This window comes from Streptacidiphilus anmyonensis, assembly GCF_000787855.1.
Classification (GTDB): Bacteria; Actinomycetota; Actinomycetes; order Streptomycetales; family Streptomycetaceae; genus Streptacidiphilus; species Streptacidiphilus anmyonensis.
Genome location: NZ_BBPQ01000003.1, coordinates 240,838 through 257,009, shown reverse-complemented (window position 1 = coordinate 257,009; position 16,172 = coordinate 240,838). Strand labels below are relative to the sequence as shown.

The window sequence follows — 16,172 nt, the reverse complement described above, 5'->3', positions numbered from 1 at the left end:
GTGTTCGCCCGCGCTGTACACCCCTCGGGAGAACGTCTCCTCCCGGAGTCGCTACGGTTGAGCCGTGACCGCGAAGCCGGGCCCGCTGCCGGAGGAACCGTCCGGCCACGTCCCTGCACCGGCCACGACCGATCCTGACCACAGCCGAACCGAACAGAGGCCGGACGTGCACATCGAAGACGTCCTCGAATCCGCCGCCGAACTGCTGCCCAGCGGCCGAGCCGAGATCGCCCGCGCCCTCGTCGCCAAGGGCGACCACGCCGCCGCCCTGAGTGCCCTCGCCGAAGCCGCGGACCAGGACCCCGCACCGCCGCGCTTCTGGGAGTTCCTCACCGACGCCGCCGAACAGCTCCCCGGCGAACCCGACGCCGAGTGGTACCGCTGGCGCACCACCGAGGCGCTGCGCGGGCTGCTGCGCATCGACCTCACCCTCGCCGCGGACGCCGGCATCGCGCCGATCCCGCCGGGACGGGGGTTGCAGCCCCTGTGGGACCTGGGCGAGCAGGCCGTCAGCAGCTACCGCGCGGTGCGCGTGGCGGCGCTGTGGCTGGAGGGCGACGAGCCCCTTCGCGGCGGTGGCCGAGCCTTCGCGCGGCTGCTCCCCCTGGACGAAGCACAGTGGCACAACCTGATGCCGGGCGACGTGATCACCATGCGCGACGGGGAACGCGTCGTCGGCAGCGCCACCGTGCTCGAGGTGACCTGGCCCGATCCCCCCGCCGAACAGGCGCCCGCCCTGTTGCCGGCCGGATTCGGCGACCTGCCCCTCCCGCCGCCGACCCCTCGCGTCCGCGCGAGGACCCACACCGAGCACACCACCTGGCCCAACCCCGACTGCCCCGTCGAGGTGTCCGCCCTGATCCCGAACCTGCGTCACCGCTACGTCCGCGTCATGCGCGCAAACGGCTCCGTCGGCCAGCCCTACCCCTGCGCCACCCACGCCGAGTTCGTCCGCCACGTGACCCAGGAGCGCCCCGACGTCGATCCCGAGGACCCGGCCGAGGTCCATTGGAACGACCACCCCGGCATCTGGCCCGGCCAAGGTTCTCGGCGTGACGGCGACTGACCGGACCGAGGTCCGGGCCACACGCGAGGCGGTAGGCGAGCTGACCCGGACGTTGGACGGCGCGCCGGGCCAGGTCGTCGACCACGAGAAGCGCCTCCGCTCCCTCTCTCGGCCGGTGCGCTGATCGCCTCCCTCCGGCCGCACCTCAGCCACTGAACAGCACCGCCCCCGCTCCTGCTACCGCAGGGCGGGGGCGGCTTTCTGCATGTGTCCTCCGGCGTCTAGGGAAAAGCAGAGCGCGCTGGCTGCCAACTACCTAAGAAGAGGAGCCTCACGGATCCCGCTACGTCTCGAAGTCCGTCCCAAAGTGCAGGCCAGGGGTCTGGGGTGACTTTGGGACGCGTGAGACGCGATCGTGTCTTTTTGCGGGCGGGGACGACAGGCAGCATCTCCATCGGTCCGGAGACTGCCCGGGTTCACCGGGCGGCCTCGGCATTACCCGACCTTTGACTGGGAGTTACCCATGCGCAAGCGCCTTACCGTCCTGGCCGCCGCTGCGGCTCCGCTCGTTGCCCTCACCCTCGGCACCGGCCCGGCACATGCCGACACACCCGTCAACGTGGTCTTCGAGGGAGGCGCCTACTGCCTGGACATCCCCGGCAACAACGCCGTCGTGGGCCAGGCACTCATGGCATGGCAGTGCAGCAACACCGACCCCGCGGAGCAGTGGAACTACATCACCGTGGACCAGACCCACTTCGAACTCCAGTCGGTGACGAACACGAACCTGTGCGCCAACGACTGGCAGGGCGGCGACGTGTCCGGCAACGACGTCAAGCTCTACTACTGCAACGGCGACGCCGACGGCGTCTGGAACAACGTCGCCCCCCGCAGCAACGTCAATCCGATCCAGCCCAAGTCGGCGCTCAACAACTGCTTGAACATCTGGGGCGGGTTGGCCAACGGCAACCCGGCGAAGCTGTACCAGTGTGCGAGCGTCCCGAACGAGAACGTAGCCATGCCCTACGTCTCCTGACTTCAACGGCTGAGCGCCCGTTGGCGGCGGAGCGTCCGTGGCCGCCGGCTCGCCGCCCCCACTCCTGCTACGGGCAGGGCGGGGGCGGCTTCTTCGTGCGCGGCGTCAGACGGGCGGCCTGCCCGCGGGCGGCCTTCTTCCGGGCCTGCTCGATTGGCCAGCCATCGCCCCCGGCGAGAGCCTGCTGCGTGACGGGGTGTCGGTGGAGGGAGTACCGGTCACCTCCTGTGCCGAGGCGTTGAACGGCAGCACTCTCAATGGCTCGTACGCCACCCTCACCGGCACCACTACCTGAGCACGTTGCCGGGCTTCGCCATCTCCCACGGAAACCAGCTGCTGCGAATCCGCACGCGCCTGATCATCGGCCACCGCTTCCAGGTGATGGTCTGGTGGGCTGGTCCTCGGGTTCGGGCACCCGGATGGACGTCCGAAACGGCGGAGTGCCGCTGTCCTGGACCTGGTCCCAGACGCGGCCCTCCTGTCAGAGGAAAGCTTCGAGTCCGGCACGGAGCTGGCGGCGCGAGGGGATGCCGAGCTTGGCGAAGACATTCCCGAGGTGGTACTCGACCGTCTTGACACTCACGAACACCGCCCCCGCGATCTGCTGGTTCGTCATGCCCTCGGCCGCGAGCAACGCGATGCGGTACTGCTGGTCGGTCAGGGTGGCGGGGGTAGGACGGTTGGATCCGACGTTCCTCTCCTCATCGCCTGTCCCGGTTGCGGACACCCTGACTCCGATCTCCCTCAGCTGCCTCGAGCAGCGGCCCGCGAACGGCAGCGCGCCGAGATCGGTGTAGCGCGCCTGGGCCGACAGCAGCCAGCGGCTGGCCTCCCGCCGGCGCCGGGCACGGAGCAGCAGCAGGCCGTAGTCGTGTTCGAGTTCGGCGACAGCGAACGGCGCGTCCCCGCCCGATGTCCGGCCGAGTGCCTGAGCGAGCTGGTCGGCTGCCGCTGTCGCGTTCCCCTCAGCCGCAGTGAGCCGGGCCTCAAGCCTGGCGAGGACGACCGTCAGGCTGGTACCCGGTCCGGCGGCCTCGCGCAGCGCGGCCAACGCGGTGCGCGCCTCGGCCAGCCGACCGGTGTCGATCAGGGCCTGGAGTTGGAGCGGGCGCCACCACGCGTGGTGCATCCCGGCCGGGCCCGACTGGACGCTCACCGGCACGAGCGCGGTGAGCACGTGGGCCGACTCCCCACGGGCGTACGCCAGGCACGCCGCGGCCAAGGCGGGGAACACCGCGTAGTGCCCTGGACCGTGCACGCGCTGGCTTGCGGCGACGAACGCCGCCTGTTGCTCGGCCGCGCCCCACTCGCCGCGCAGGGCACTGAGGCAGGCGGTGAGGGCTGCCGCCGGGATGCCGCCGCGGCAGTCCCGGCGGGCTTCGGCCAGCCGCCTCGACTCGTCGGCTTCGAGCAGCGCCGACTGCCAGTCGCCGAGGTGGAACAGCGCATGGCCGAGGTAGGCGTGCGCCAGGGTGCGAACCGCCTCGACATCGGTGTCGATCTCGTGCAGGAGTACGTGTTGCAGGTCCGCGACAGCCTCGGCGGACCTGCCGCTCTGCGCCAGCCACATGCCGCGGGCCCACCGCAGGATTCCCTGGCCCGGTCGGTCGGTCTGCGAGTGGCCAAGACCGGGCGCGAGTGCGGCCAGGCGGCACAGCGCCGCGTCGGGTGTTCCGTGGAGCCTGCCGCCGGCGTCCGCCGCGAAGTACACCGACCACTGCCTGGTCTCGTCGTCGAGTCCGCTGTGGGCCAGCAGGGACAGGGCGACGCTCTCCTGGGCTTCGTGGTCCGCGGTGTCGGCCAGCAGAGCCATCGTCGCGAGCTCGACGTCCGTGCGCGCCGGGGCGGGCAGCGCGCCGGCGAGGGGCCTGGCCTGGTCGAGCAGCGCCTTCGCCGCATCGTGGTGCGCCTGCCGCGCGGCGAGCCGGCCCAGGAACAAGTTGCGCTCCACGCTCGGTTCGAGGGTGGTGAGTTGCTCCGCGAGTGCCGGTGACCACCCCGGCGCCGGCGTCGTGGTGCCCCATCCGGCCGCGGTGAGCAACCGTCGTTCCCGGTCGGACCGGCAGGTCGAGAGGTCGGCGGACCACAGCAGCAGGGTCCCGGCCTGCTCGGTGTCTCCGGCCCTGTGATAGCGCGTCGCCTCGGTCTCCAGGCGGGCTGCGAGCCGCGCGTCGGGGCCGCGGACGGCGAGCACGGCATGACGGAACGCCTGGATGCCGCTGATCCGGTCGGCGGCGGCGAGGTGGGTGGCCCGGCACAGCGCCGCGGGCAGGCTGTCGTAGACCGCGTCCCGTGCGGCCTGCGAGTGGATGGCGACCGGTTCGACCAGGCCGCGTGGTTGCCATGCGACGAATCCGGCCGTGATCAGGTCGTTCAGCGCGACGTGGGGCTCGGCCACGTCGGCGATGGCCGCGAGGATCGGAAGCGGTGTCCTGCCTTCCAGCACGGCCATCGCGGCCAACAGGCGCAGGCTCGGCGCGGGCAGTGCGTCGAGTGCGGGCGCTCCGCCCTGCCCGCGCCCGTCCTCACCCGCGCCGGCGGTGCGGCGTTCCGCTGACGGGGGGTCGGCGCGGCGCCGGCTTTCGTCGACGTCGGGCCGACAGCTGGGGCAGGCGGGAACGGACCAGGGATCGGCGGCCGTCGACATGGTTCCCAACTTTCTTGCGGCGCCGCCGGTACGGGTCCGGCTGATGCCCGAGGTCCCGGGCGACCGGATCGGACGCGGACGCTCGGCTCAGATCAGGCCTTCACGGATGGCGAAGGCAACTGCATGCGTCCGGTTGCGCAGCTGGTGCCGGACCGTGACGTCGTGCACCACGCTGGTGACCGTGCGCTTGGAGTAGGCGAGTTCGCCGGCGATCTCGTCCGTGCCGAGCCCTTCGGCCGCCAGTCGCAGCACCTGGCGTTCGCGGTCGGTCAGACCGCCCAGGGTCAGCCCCGCAGGACGTAACACCTGCTGCTGAAGGCGACCCACCTGCTTGAGAAGGCGGTTGAGCAGGTCGGAAGGCAGCGCCGACTCACCCCCGGCGGCCCTGACGACCGCTTGGACGAGCGCGGTACCGGTCGCCTCCCACCGCCACAGCACCGAGCAGGCGCCGGACTCGACGACCGCGAGCAGATCCGCGTCGGACAGGGCGGACAGGACGAGCACGGCCTGTGCGCCGTCACGTGAACGTACCGCGCGGATCAGGTCGAGCGCCGAGGTGGTCAGGGCGTCGGGGGCGAGGACCACGACCCGGGCCGGACCGCTCGAAGGCGGATCGACGAGCTCGATCTCGCAGCGCTGGCGCAGTTCGGTCGCCAACCCGACCCGCGTGATGGGGTCGTCGGCGTAGATCGACACCGGTATCCGGCTTTTCATGGGAGCCTCCAGGTTCCGACGGCGGCCCCGACAGGGTCTCACCGGCCACCGTGCCGGCTTCCCCCGCCACCCCCACCCGAGCCCCGAAGGGCGGAGCCCCGAGCGGCCGAATCCCAACGCCCGAGCTCCGGCCACCCAGAGCCTCGAACTCACTCTGGAATGAAGGTTGTTGCGGCCGTTGCTCAAATTGACCATGGCTGAAGTGGGGATGTCGACTAGGGATGTCCCTAGGCATGGCCTGATCACGCATCCGATCCTGCGGTCATCGGCAGCAGCGAGGCGATGTCGCGGAAGTCGTCCGTACCAGCACGTTCCTGACGGCTGCGCTTTTCTTCGCTGTTTCACGCAGGCGTCCGGCGCAGATCCGCTGCCAGGCTGATCCGACACAGCGGGGTGCCGCGAAGGGAGCCGGGTCGGTGGGAGTTTCCGTCGTCTTCGAGAACGGGAGCGACCCGGTCGAAGTCGTACCGGGTGAGCAGGCCGAGTGCGTCCTGCGCGTGGAGAACACCGGGATGGTGGTCGACCGGGTGCTGCTCGACGTGCTCGGGGACGCGGCGGAGTGGGCGCGTGTCGAACCGGCGAGCATCAATCTGCTGCCGAACGCCAGGGCAAGCGTCCGGGTCGTGTTCCAGCCACCCCGGGCCTCCTCGCTCGCCCCCGGTGAGGTGCGGTTCGGCCTACGGGCGATGTCGACCGAGGACCCCGAGGGCTCGTGCATCGAGGAAGGCTCGCTTCGCGTCGGGGAGTTCGCCGACCTGGGCGCCCGGCTGGTGCCCAGGAGCGCGACGGGACGGCGCTCCGCGCGGTTCCGTCTGGTCGTCGAGAACCGCGGCAACAGGCCGGAGCAGGTCCGGGTCGAGGCGCACGACCCGGAGGTCAAACTGGGCTTCCGGACCCGGCCCCCGGTGTTCGTCGCCCGGCCGGGCACAGCGACGTTCGTGCGCCTGAGGACCGTGCCCCGCAAGACGTTCTTCAAGGGACCGAACCGCACCCTGCCGTTCGAGGTCAAGGCGGTGCCCGAAGGCGGCGAGCCGGCCAAGGCCGAAGGGGCGATGCTGGAGAAGCAGACCCTGCCCGAATGGCTGCTGCCGACGCTCGGGATCGCAGCGGTGGCCTTGGGGCTGCTCGCCACGCTCTGGTTCAGCGTGCTCCAGCCGGTCGTGCACTCTGCCGCCTCCGCGGCGTCGCAGGCCCAGAACGCGGCGAACTCGGCCCAGTCGGCCCAGGCGGCGGCCGCCAAGGCCAAGGCGAACGCCAAGCCCGGCACCGCGACCGCACTCGACGTCAAACTGGCCTCGGCGACGGTCGTCGCCGGTCGGACCGAGCGGGCCACGGCGACGGGCACGTTCGCCGGCGGCGCCGGCACGCTGCCCGCGCTCGTGTGGACCTCCTCGGCCCCGAAGATCGCCTCGGTCTCCCCGACCGGCGTGGTGACCGCCCTCACCCCCGGCTCGGCGACCATCACGGCCACCGGTGCCACCTCCGCGAAGACCGCTCCCGCGCCCACGCAGGCCGCGGCCACGGATCCGGCGACCGCACAGCCCGCTCCCGGCAGCGGTACCGCACCCGGCGGCGCCGCGGCCTCGCCCGGTGCCAAGCCGGCCGGTCCACCGATCCTGTCCGGCTCGGTGACCGTCGACGTGGTCGGCCCGGCCGCCGTCTCCTCGGCCACCGTGCCCGACGCGTCCCTCGGCAAGCCCTACTCCCAGTCCCTCACCGCCAGCGGCGGGACCGGCGCGTACACCTGGCAGGTCAGCTCCGGCGCGCTCCCGGCCGGGCTCACGCTCTCCCCCGACTCCGGCGTCATCAGCGGCACGCCCACCACGGCCGGCACGGCCTCGTTCAGCCTGCGCCTGACCGATGCCGGCCCGCCCACCGAGTTCGCCGTCAAGAAGCTCCAACTCACCGTTGTCAACGCGGTGCTGGTGGGCAACTCGGGGTTGCCTGAGGCGACCTTGGGCACGGCCTACTCGCGCACGCTGACCGCGGTCGGCTGCACCGCGTCGTGCACCTGGTCGCTCGCCCCGGGCCAGGGCGCCCTGCCCGACGGCCTGAGCCTCACCGCGGCCGGTGTGCTCAGCGGCAAGGCGACGCAGACGGGCACCTTCCCGTTCACCCTCCTGGCCACCGATCCGGCCATGCCCAGTCAGCCCGGCACCCAGCACCTGAGCCTGACGGTGGTCGATCCCCTGGCGGTGAACGCCCAGGCTCCGCTGCCCGACGCGGTCGCCGGCACGTCCTACGCGCAGACGCTGAAGGCGACCGGCGGAACGCAGCCGTACACCTGGACACCCGCCACCCCGCTCCCCAAGGGATGGACGCTCGACCCGGCCTCGGGCGTGCTCACCACGACACCCGGCCCGCGCCTCACCGGCTCCTCGACGATCACCGTGCGCCTCACCGACTCCGGCCAACCGGCGCTGACGGCCTCGCACTCCTACACCGTGCGGGTCGTCGCCCCCCTCGCCACCACCACCTCCAGCCTGCCGCAGGCTGTGTACGGGCAGCCCTACCAGATGCCCGTACAGACGACCGGGGGCGTCGGGCCGTACGTGCTCACCGAGACCGGCGCGCTGCCGACGGACATGAAGTTCGACCAGAACACCTTCCACGGCACGCCCACCGAGGCCGGCACCTTCCCCCTCACCGTCGAGACCACCGACGCCGGCACACCGAGCCAGACGAGCATCCAGCACCTGGTCCTCACCGTCGTGAGGCCCCTACAGGTCAGCACCCTCACCCTGCCGGGCGCCGTCACCGGTACGCCGTACAGCCAGGCGCTGCGGGCGACCGGCGGGACCGGGCCCTACACCTGGTCGGCCGTCGGCTCGCTCCCCTCGGGCATCTCGCTCGACCCGACGTCAGGGGTGCTCTCCGGCACGCCGGACGCGAAGGCGATGGACGCGTCGACGTTCACCGTGCAGGTCACCGACTCCGGGCAGCCGGCGCTCACCACCGCCCCGCAGACCTTCACCCTGACGGTGGTCCCCCCACTCGTCGACACCACCGCGGACGCACCCCAAGGGATCTACGGCAAGCCGTACGACGCCTTGCCGCAGCAGCCTGCCGGCCTCCAACTGACCGCGTCCGGGGGGACCGGACCGCACTACGTCTTCTCGCGGACCGACTCGCCGCTGCCGCCCGGCCTGAGCCTCCAGGGCGACCGGATCACCGGCCAGCCGACCGCGACGGGCACCTTCGCCTTCAGCGTCCAGGTCACCGACGCCAGCTCACCACCGTTGACCATCACCGAATCCCTGTCCATCACCGTGGTCGGCTCCCTGACGATCTCCCCGGACCCCGTCCCCGACGCGGTGACCGGCAAGCCCTACACGCACAAGGTCACGGCGATCGGCGGAACCGCCCCGTACACCTGGTCCTGGGCCCCGGCCACCCCCGACGGCAAACTGCCCGACGGTCTGAGCCTGAACTCCGTCACCGGGCTGATCAGCGGCACCCCGACGACGGCCGGCGTCGACCCCGTCGTCATCACCGTCTCGGACTCCGGCGGACCGGTGCAGTCCACCACCTGGCCCGTCACGCTGACCGTCGACAAACCGCTGAGCATCTCCTACCAGACGCCCTCACCCGAGATCCAAGGGCAGTTCTACTCACTGGTGCCGACCGCGTCGAGCGACGGCGCGGGGCTCGGGGACACGTGGGCGATGACCGGCGGCGTCCTCCCGGCCGGCCTCAGCCTCGACCCCACCACCGGATTCATCACCGGCACCGTCACCGCCGCGCCCGGGACCTACGCCTTCACCGTCACGGTCAGCGACAGCGCCGGCCACACCGCGCTGGCGAGCACCGGCATCTCCCTCGTCGTCATCAAACCACTGACCGTGCCCACCCCGTACACCTGGACCGGCACGGTCGGCACACGGTTCGACGCCACCGTCACACCGTCCGGAGGCGAGGGGCCCTTCACCTTCACCTTCACCCCCAAGGCCGACAGCTCGCTGACCGACGTCACCCTCGACTCCACCACCGGGGTGCTCTCCGGGACCCCGGACGGACCGTGTGTCCCATCCTCGACGGGAGCGCCCAGCGGGTCGGCCACCGGCTCGCGGCAGACGGTCCTGGGCACCTGTCAGCCGGACGTCCTCGACGGCCAGGTGACGGTCACGGACGCCCTCGGTGAGGTCGCCGTCGCCCAGCTCACCCTGACGGCCTCCGTCCCGCCCCTGGTGGTGACGTACACGCCGTCGCCCACCCCCACGCAGACCGCCGGCGCCCCGTTCAGGTTCGACATGGCGGCCGACGCCACCGGCGGCTACCCCAGCGGGACCGTCACGTACTCCGCCACCGGACTGCCGTGCGGCGCCAACGGCTGCGACACCATCGACCCCGCCACCGGCATCGTCACCGGCCACGTCGACGGTCTCGGCCAGGGCACCGTGACCTTCACCGTGACGGTCACCTCCACCGACCCCCACAACAGCCTGGACAAGGTCACGGCCGAGTACCAGGCGACCATCGACACCGCCCCCGCCGCCACCGCGAGCCAGACACCTGGAGCTCCGAATTGACCGGGTCACCGCCCCCGACGCCACCGCCGGCCCCGCTGCCCGTCCAGGTGCTCCGCACGGCCGCGGCGTTGGAGAACCTCGCCGTGGAGTCCTACACCACCGCGGCAGCCATGCCCCTCGTCGCGCAGGGCGACGACCTGCTGCGTGACCTCGTCGTCCGCAACCAGGCCCACCACGCCGCGCACGCGCTCGCCTTCAACCACGCACTGCTCGGCGCCGGCGCGGCCCGGCAGACGGCCGTGGACGGCCGCTACGCCGCGATCATGCGCCAGCGGCTCGCCCACGTCACGGACCCGGCGGCGCTGGCCGACCTGCTCACCGAGCTGGAGGAGATCAACGCGCAGACCTGCGTCCGCTTCGCGACCCTCTGCCAGGACGGGCGGCTCCGCTCACTGCTGGTGAACATCGCCTCGGTCGAGGCGCAGCACACCTCGCACCTGCGGGTCCAACGCGCGCTGCTCGACGGCGGCCAGGCCGGACCGGGCGCCACCGAGGTGGCCGCGCACACACTCCCGGCGGCGGTCGGCACGGCGGGGATCCCCTACGCCGCCTACCCGACCGCCGACTCTTCGGCGATCAACGAGGGGGGCGTCCGGTGAGCGGCACCGCCACCCGCCGGGCCTTCGTCCTGGGCGTCGCGGGGCTCGGTGCCGGACTCGCGCTCGACGCGTGCAGCAGTCCGGCACCGTCGCCGTACGACACGGCCAGCCTGCAGACCGTGGCCCTCGGCGCCGCGCTCGAGAACCAGGCGGTGAGCGCCTATCAGGCGTTCGCCGCCGCACTGCGCGCCGGGCGCTTCGGCCGGACGGACCCGGCCTTGGACGCCTTCGTGCGGTCCGCGACGGCCCACCACACCGAGCACGCCGCCACCTGGAACGCGATCCTGCGCGAGGCCCGCAAGCCCGCCGTCAGCGGGATACCGCTCACCGATCACGGTCACGTGCTGGACACGATCGCGGCGGCGACGAGCGTCGGCGCGGTCGTCTCCGCGCTGGAGGACCTGGAGAACCGGGCCGCGCAGACCCATGTGGCCGCGGCCGGAAGCCTCCACGACAACGGGCCCGCCGTGCTCGCCGCCGCGACGATCGCTCCGGTGGAGGCGATGCACGCCGCGACGCTGGGCCGGCTGTGGGGCGGCCGGCAGGCCGTGGCGAGCCTGCTCGGCACCGACGCGGCCGCCTCGCGCAGGGAGTTGACCGGATGAGGGACGAGGACGGGCACGGACACGGTCGCGGTCCGGCGGCGGACGACGACGACCCCCGGCAGCGCTACCGCGAGGACGAGACCTACGAGTGGTACCGGGGCCGGGGAGCACCGCAGGCCCCGCCGACGGCGCTCGAATGTCTGCCATAAGAGGCAGGGAGGCAGGCCCGCACCGCCCCTAGCGTCGTCACAGACACAGACCGCGGCCGGACCGGCTCACCGACGTGAGCGGCGGCCGCTGACAGGCGGACCGATCCGCACGTCAACATCCGCAGAAGGGACTCCGCATGGCCCTGGAAGCCGCCAACGTCGAGCAGCTGATGGAGTGGTTCGCCGACGGGAGCCCGGTCAGGTCCCAGCATCTGGAAGCCGACGTCCTCGTGGAGAAACTCGCCGCGCTGGTGTTCGACGGCGAGCGGGACTGGCCGGACCGCGCCGACCGCGTGGACGTCTACCGGGACGGCCTGCGGGACCGGTTCGACGGTGACAGCGCCGGGGAGTCCGAGTTCTGCGCGTCCACTCTGCCCGACGCGGACCCGGCCGTGTTCATCGCCTGGTTCGTCCGCGTGATCGATGAGTGGGAGGCCGAAGCCGCCTCCGCCGAGGAAGAAGAGGCCGAGGAGGAGGCGGAGGAGGACGACGTGGTCCGGGGTTACCCGAACCCGAACCACGACGGCACTCCCGGCACCGCGTTCTACCGCACCGACGACGAGGACCCCGACACCTACCTGTACGCGGACGCGGCCGACGGACCCGATTGGCTGACCTACGAGGAGCGCCGGTACACCGAGCCGGACTGGGACGAGGGCTACCGCCTGAACCGCCGCTACGACCGGCTGCTGACCCGCTACGAGTGGCAGGACGCGGTGTCCGGGGAGTGGCACGACCAGACATGGGCCGACCGGCAGGCCGAGCCGGCCGAGGAGGTCCAGGAGCCGATCTGGGACGCGCAGTGGCAGATGTTCTACCGGGTCCTGCGCGACCAGACCTACGAGTACGCCGAGGCGGTGACCCCCAAGGACCAGTCCAGCGGGTGCAGCGACACCTGGGTGAACCAGGACGCGGTCCTCCTGCGGGACGCGAAGGCCGAGGTGGCGGACGCCATGCTCGCCGCCGCCCAGGACGCGCTCCAGCAGGCCCCGGAGCTGGCGGGCCTCGACGAGGACGACATCCGGGCCGTGCTCCACGAGATCGTCACCGAGATGATCGCCGAATAGGCGTCGATCGCGGTCGGCACGCCGCGCCACGGCACAGCACCACCACAGAGACACAAGGGGACGGAGCAGCGATCGATGTCCGAGATAGAGAACACGTCCGCCACCGACTCGGAGGCGGCGCAGAAGGTCGACCTGCGCAACAAACTGAAGGAAGACGTCAAGCGGAACCTGGAGCGGGACCGCCCCCCGTTCGAGACCCTGCGTAATTGGCTGGTCGGCCCCGAGTCGCCAACACAGTCGGATGCCGTTCGTGAGTTCGTTCAGAAAATCCAGGTTGCGGAAGGGCTCAACCTGGAGCAAGCCAAGGTCGTCGCCCAGCACACGGTCGGGGTGGCCCTGGCCGAGGAGATCGAGGCGTGTCTGCAGGACATGCAGAAACTGAGCGACAGCTACGAGCGCCAGAAGGACGGCCTGGCCCAGGCAGTCGAGTTCCTCGGCCGCCTCACCGAGTTCGAATTCCTGGGCGTCACCCAGGCACCCACGGTCAAGTTCCGGCTCTCGGGTCTCTCCAAACAGGTCGACGACGACGCCCAGGCCTGGAAGGCATGGCACGACAAGGCACCAGCGCTCACGGAGCGCCTGCGCAACGCGCTGACCGTAGGCGGCTCGGGAGCGCTGGAGGAACGCCAGGCCTCCGTCCGACAGGCGATCGACGCCGGCAACGAGTGCATGGACGCCTTGGTGTCGACCTCGAAGCACATCGCCGAGATCGGTCGGACGGTCCCCCAGCTGATCGAGCAGACGGCGATCAAGAACTACCTGGAGAAGCATCCCTCCGAAGGCATGAAACAGCTCGAAGACTTCCACAAGAGCGCGGGCCAGATCCTGGACCTGGCCGGGAAGGCCGCGCCGCCCTGCCACGGCTGGATCGTCGGCCTGGTGAAGGTCGTCGAGGACGTCGCGGTGCGTCTGGCGGCGGACGGGCTGAAGGGGAAGGCGGCCGGGGAGCACGCCGAGGAGCACTTCCGCGGCGAGATCTTCGACAAGTTCACCAAGAACCCGCTGCTCATGGCTCAGGCGTTGAACAGCACCGTCAAGAAGAACGTCGAGACGGTGCTCAAGGTCGTCGCCATCGCCGGCGAAGAGGTGAAGTTCTGGTCGAGCATCGAGACGGCGATCACCGCCGCCGTCGAGGCCTGGCTGGAACGGCGGATCAAGCTGGCCCAGGAAGCCCTCCACCCGCACCCCGACGCGGACTCCGAAGAGTCGGTCACCGACAAGGTGACAGGGGTGCTGCGCGAGATGCGGGACAGCGCGGTGGACCAGCTGAAGGAGGAGCTGAACAAGAAGCTCGAACCCGGCGACTTCTGGTCCACTCTCGCCGAGAAGGCGGACACGCCGGAGTTCACCAGGGAGGACGGCCTGGAGCTGGTGAACCTCTGCTTCAAGCCTATCGCCGAGCAGATCGTCAAGGTCCTCCCGGTCTCGGCCGCGCAGATCATCACCGGGGAGGACCTGGCGAACATCACCGTCGGCTCCCAGCTCGTGCAGCAGATCCCCCTCAAGTTCCGTGTGGCGATCGTCTACCAGACGGACGAGAACGTGCGTCGGCACACCATCGACGAGATCGTTGACCTCGTCGGCACCTACAGCGGGACGATCGTCGACTCGAACGCCGCGAAGGACGAGGAGTCCGACAGCGTGTACCAGGCGTACGTCGCGTTCATGTGCAGCGGCACCAAGGTCTGGGGCTTCCTGGAGGGGTCCGCCGGCGGCACCGCGCGGTGGCTCCCGCAGACCATCGACCGCGTGGAGGTCAAGGACTGGCGGCAGCGCAGCCTGACCAGGGACGGCTGGACCGAGAACGGCACCGCGGTGACCGGCGGGAGGTGGCACCGCCCCACGGCGTCGCGTCTGAGCCACTACCGCCTGTACGTCGACGCATCCGGCAAGGGCTCGTGGATCTGGGACGGCGACGCGACCAAGCTGGGCCCGGCGATCGACATCTTCAGCGGGTTCACCGGTGAGCTGCCCACGACCGAACTGACCCCCGACAACTGAGCCGCCCTCGGTGGTCGCCCGGCCCGTCGGCCGGGCGACCACCGAGGCGTTCCTGCGCCGAAGGGAGCCAGGACATGCTGCGGGACGCGGGACTGTCGCTCGCGAAGTGGGTCGGCAGCGTGGTGCCGCCCGGAACCGGCGTCAGGTTCGACGCGCCGCAGGCCGATTGGTCGGCGCGGGACCCCGACACGCCCTTCATCGGGCTGTTCCTGTACGACGTCCGCGGACACGGCCAGGACCTGTCGGCCTCCGGGTGGACGCAGGTGCGCGACGACGACGGACGCGTGGTGGGACGTCGGCCCGCGACCCGCTACTACCGGCTCTCCTACCTGGTGACCGCGTGGGCGGGACCGCAAGGGGCCGAGTCCGGACCGTCGCAACCGTCCGAGCGGACGCTGGAGGAACACCGTCTGCTCGGACTGCTCATCGACACCTGCTCGAACAAGGACACCGTCGCGGAGGTCCATCTGACGGGGGCTCTGGCCATGACCGGGCTCCCGTCCTTCGTGCGCTGCGCGGGCGACGAGCCCGGACGCTCGGCGCAGGGCCTGTGGCCGGGCTTCGGCCTCGCACCGCGCGCCCATCTGGTGCTGGAGCTGGCCGTCCCCGTCGTGCCGCCGATGGTGACCGACCTCGCGCCGCCGGCCCGCGAGATCGCCCTCGGCGCGGGCCGCCTGCCCGCCCCCGCTTCCGCCGCCGCCCCGGCGGGCGCCGGGCCGGCGGATGCCGGCCGGACGGTGCGCCGGTGGGAGCGCCGCTCGATCAACGAGCCGGCCGTGCGTCCCGAGGCGCGGTGACCGCAGGGTCGACCTTCCCCGGCGTGCCGCCGGGGAAGGTCAACTCGCGGTCACCAGCGCGTTGGTGGTGACAAAGCAGGCGGTGCCCGGCTTCTCCACCACCGGGTCGGGCACCAGAATGCCGGCCGGGGTGAGTTGCATGGCGGGCGTCTCCACCATGAAGACGACGTCGAACGTCCCACCCGCGACGAGAAGCGGCTTGCCGCCGTTGGTGGTCTGCTGGGTCAGGTTCTCCGGCGGCAGGAGCAGCGTCAGCGTGCCGGTGCCGGGCTCGGTGTAGGGCAGTTGGGTGTACACCAGCGGTGCGCGCAGCACGGCGGGTACTTCGTCGCCCTGAAGGCAGACGAATTCGCCGCCGACGGTCACGTCGGTGCTCGACCCCACCAGCGGCAGCGGCATCTCCAACTCGGGGATGATCGGCCCTGGAAGAGTCACTTCGAGCAGGTCCGTGGTTCTCAGGACGAAGTCCGCCACGCTTCCTCCCGGTCAGAGCGACAGCCCGAACAGTTCGATCTCGGCGATGGCGACGGAGGACCCGCCGCTGCCCGGGTACACCCCGCCGACCTGGATCCGCAGGCTGGTGATCAGCTCCGCGTGGCTGATCGTGAAGGTCTGCTCCTGCGAGGTGTCCTGCGGGAGGATGGTGAACGACTCGCCGTTGGAGTAGAGCAGTCGCAGGTTGCTGGGCCTGCCGTCCTGGATGTAGGCGTCGCTCGCACCCGAATGCAAGATGATCTTCCTCAGGGTGACGTGGTGGGAGAAGTGGAAGGTGAGGGTCGGCTCCTTCGAGGTCGACCAGGGCGCCAGCCAGTAGGTGGTGAGCAGTTCGTCGGCGGCGTCGAGGCCGGGATGGCCCGGCTCCTGCTGGTCGGCCGTCACGCTGTCCGCGTGGACCGGAGACAGCCCTGCGTCGATCGTCCCGGTGGCCCAGACCTTCAGCTTCTGCGTCTGGGCGTTGACCGTGGTGCGGAACGGCGGGTAGACGCCGTACAGCGTGCCGGCGCAAAGGACCGCCACGGCGA

At 71.3% G+C, this 16,172-nt stretch carries 14 protein-coding genes; 10 read left to right on the top strand and 4 right to left on the bottom strand.

Annotation, left to right across the window (positions count from 1 at the left end; translation table 11 throughout):
- The first annotated feature begins 166 nt into the window (after positions 1-166).
- The 3 genes from TR50_RS42325 (at position 167) to TR50_RS06085 (ending at position 2,042) form a co-directional block, all read left to right on the top strand.
- Positions 167-1,066: a hypothetical protein gene (locus tag TR50_RS42325; RefSeq protein ID WP_152648271.1), complete on the top strand. Its 900-nt coding sequence runs from the start codon at positions 167-169 to the stop codon at positions 1,064-1,066.
- A complete protein-coding gene (locus TR50_RS46520) occupies positions 1,053-1,190 on the top strand; it encodes a hypothetical protein (protein WP_160311085.1) in 138 nt (45 codons plus the stop codon). Before TR50_RS42325 ends, TR50_RS46520 begins: the two co-directional genes overlap by 14 nt.
- 339 nt (positions 1,191-1,529) lie before the next feature.
- A complete protein-coding gene (locus TR50_RS06085; RefSeq protein WP_042415295.1) occupies positions 1,530-2,042 on the top strand; it encodes an RICIN domain-containing protein in 513 nt (170 codons plus the stop codon).
- A gap of 481 nt (positions 2,043-2,523) precedes the next feature.
- On the opposite strand, the gene TR50_RS06080 is transcribed toward TR50_RS06085, so the two are convergent.
- The gene (locus tag TR50_RS06080) at positions 2,524-4,689 is read right to left on the bottom strand and encodes a helix-turn-helix domain-containing protein (RefSeq protein WP_042415292.1); all 2,166 of its coding nucleotides are present in this window, start codon (positions 4,687-4,689) and stop codon (positions 2,524-2,526) included.
- Positions 4,690-4,776: 87 nt separating this feature from the next.
- Positions 4,777-5,403 (bottom strand): response regulator transcription factor, encoded by a 627-nt coding sequence (locus tag TR50_RS06075; protein ID WP_042415290.1) that lies wholly within the window; start codon positions 5,401-5,403, stop codon positions 4,777-4,779.
- Positions 5,404-5,819: 416 nt separating this feature from the next.
- On the opposite strand from TR50_RS06075, the gene TR50_RS06070 reads away from it, so the two are divergent.
- From TR50_RS06070 to TR50_RS06045, 7 genes are all read left to right on the top strand, one after another.
- Positions 5,820-9,932, top strand: a complete 4,113-nt coding sequence (locus tag TR50_RS06070) for a putative Ig domain-containing protein (RefSeq protein ID WP_042415288.1) — start codon at positions 5,820-5,822, stop codon at positions 9,930-9,932.
- Positions 9,929-10,531: a ferritin-like domain-containing protein gene (locus TR50_RS06065; protein WP_052440773.1), complete on the top strand. Its 603-nt coding sequence runs from the start codon at positions 9,929-9,931 to the stop codon at positions 10,529-10,531. The genes TR50_RS06070 and TR50_RS06065 overlap by 4 nt, the downstream gene beginning before the upstream one ends.
- Positions 10,528-11,136 (top strand): ferritin-like domain-containing protein, encoded by a 609-nt coding sequence (locus TR50_RS06060; protein ID WP_052440772.1) that lies wholly within the window; start codon positions 10,528-10,530, stop codon positions 11,134-11,136. The genes TR50_RS06065 and TR50_RS06060 overlap by 4 nt, the downstream gene beginning before the upstream one ends.
- Positions 11,133-11,285, top strand: coding sequence for a hypothetical protein (locus tag TR50_RS46515; protein WP_160311084.1), 153 nt, complete (start codon positions 11,133-11,135; stop codon positions 11,283-11,285). Before TR50_RS06060 ends, TR50_RS46515 begins: the two co-directional genes overlap by 4 nt.
- A gap of 137 nt (positions 11,286-11,422) precedes the next feature.
- A complete protein-coding gene (locus TR50_RS06055) occupies positions 11,423-12,352 on the top strand; it encodes a hypothetical protein (protein WP_042415285.1) in 930 nt (309 codons plus the stop codon).
- Between the two features lie 75 nt (positions 12,353-12,427).
- Positions 12,428-14,353 carry a hypothetical protein gene (locus TR50_RS06050; protein WP_042415282.1) on the top strand — a complete coding sequence of 642 codons (1,926 nt, stop codon included), beginning with the start codon at positions 12,428-12,430 and terminating at the stop codon, positions 14,351-14,353.
- Positions 14,354-14,427: 74 nt separating this feature from the next.
- Positions 14,428-15,150, top strand: a complete 723-nt coding sequence (locus TR50_RS06045; RefSeq protein WP_042415268.1) for a Pvc16 family protein — start codon at positions 14,428-14,430, stop codon at positions 15,148-15,150.
- A 39-nt stretch (positions 15,151-15,189) separates the two neighbouring features.
- Here TR50_RS06045 and TR50_RS06040 read toward each other — a convergent pair whose 3' ends face one another.
- Together TR50_RS06040 and TR50_RS06035 are read right to left on the bottom strand one after the other, a co-directional pair.
- Positions 15,190-15,624, bottom strand: a complete 435-nt coding sequence (locus TR50_RS06040; RefSeq protein WP_052440771.1) for a contractile injection system spike tip protein — start codon at positions 15,622-15,624, stop codon at positions 15,190-15,192.
- Positions 15,625-15,636: 12 nt separating this feature from the next.
- The coding region (locus tag TR50_RS06035; RefSeq protein WP_201776792.1) for an NADase-type glycan-binding domain-containing protein at positions 15,637-16,172 on the bottom strand (536 nt) is incomplete at its 5' end.